Raw genomic sequence first — 1,211 nt, forward strand, 5'->3', positions numbered from 1 at the left:
ATGAGCAAGCTCATCAGGGGTCACCGGGACATGAAACCGCCCAGCCCGCCCCGGTGCCCCCCCGACACGCCGAAACCTAACAAAGCACTACTAGGACGTGTTTCAGATGTGGCGTAGCCAGATGTTGATGGCGGCGATGTCGATGGTGGCCTTGTAGCGGACGGCGAGTTTGTCGTAGCGGGTGGCGACCGCCCGGTGCTGCTTGAGCAGGTTGATGCCGCACTCGACGGCGTGGCGCTGTTTGTAGATCTCCCGGTCGATCGTGGGTGGCCGTCCGCCCGCGGGGCCTTTGGCCTTGCGGTGGGCGTCCTGGTCGCGGGGCTGGTCGATGGTGGCCTTGATCCCGCGTCGGCGTAGGTAGGCGCGGTTGGCCTGGGAGCTGTAGGCCTTGTCGGCCAGGACCCGGTCCGGTCGTGTCCGTGCGCGGCCGGGTCCGACCCGCGGCACCGAGATCCGCTCGATCACCGGCGTGAACTGCGGGCTGTGACCCCGTTGACCGGCGGTGACCAGCAGCGACAACGGACGCTGTCCCTGCTCGCAGGCCAGGTGCAGCTTGCTGGTCCACCCGCCCCGCGACCGCCCCAACCCGTGATCGTCGGGCTCGGCCCCGCCGAGCGGGGTGTCGGGCGGTTCGACCTGCAGATCCCCCTTTTGCGGGCACCGGCGGCGTGCTGGTGCGCCCGCATGATCGTGGAATCCACGCTCACGTCCCACACGATCAGCCCGGCGGCGTCCGCGCGGGCCTGCAACGCGGTCACCGTCCGCTGCCAGACCCCGGCCCGCTGCCAACGCCGGAACAACCCGTACACGGTCTGCCAACGACCGTACTCGGGAGGCACGTCCCGCCACGGGGCACCGACGCGCACCCGCCACCGGATGCCGTCGATCAACTGCCGCTTGCTCCACTTCGGCGGACGACCCGGCTTCTTCCCGACGGGTAACAGCGGTTGCAACACAGCCCACTGCGCGTCGGTCAGGTCGGCCCGCCCCGCTGCCGCTACGCCGGCCACGAGGTCTCCGGTGTTCGGGTTTGCTTGGTCGCTAACCCACTTACCGGAGACCTCGCCACATCTCGGCCACCGACACGCCGCCGGTCACCTCACCTTTGAAACACGCGCTAGTAGTGCTTTGTTAGGTTTCGGCGTGTCGGGGGGGCACCGGGGCGGGCTGGGCGGTTTCATGTCCCGGTGACCCCTGATGAGCTTGCTCAT

The 1,211-nt window shown here is 68.8% G+C and carries 1 pseudogene; it reads right to left on the reverse strand.

Annotated elements, in window-relative coordinates:
• Positions 1–102 precede the first annotated feature (102 nt).
• Positions 103–1,010 (reverse strand): annotated as a pseudogene (locus tag ACZ7GX_RS45715) (IS5 family transposase).
• Between the last annotated feature and the right edge of the window lie 201 nt (positions 1,011–1,211).

Source organism: Actinosynnema sp. NPDC037264 (assembly GCF_055603705.1).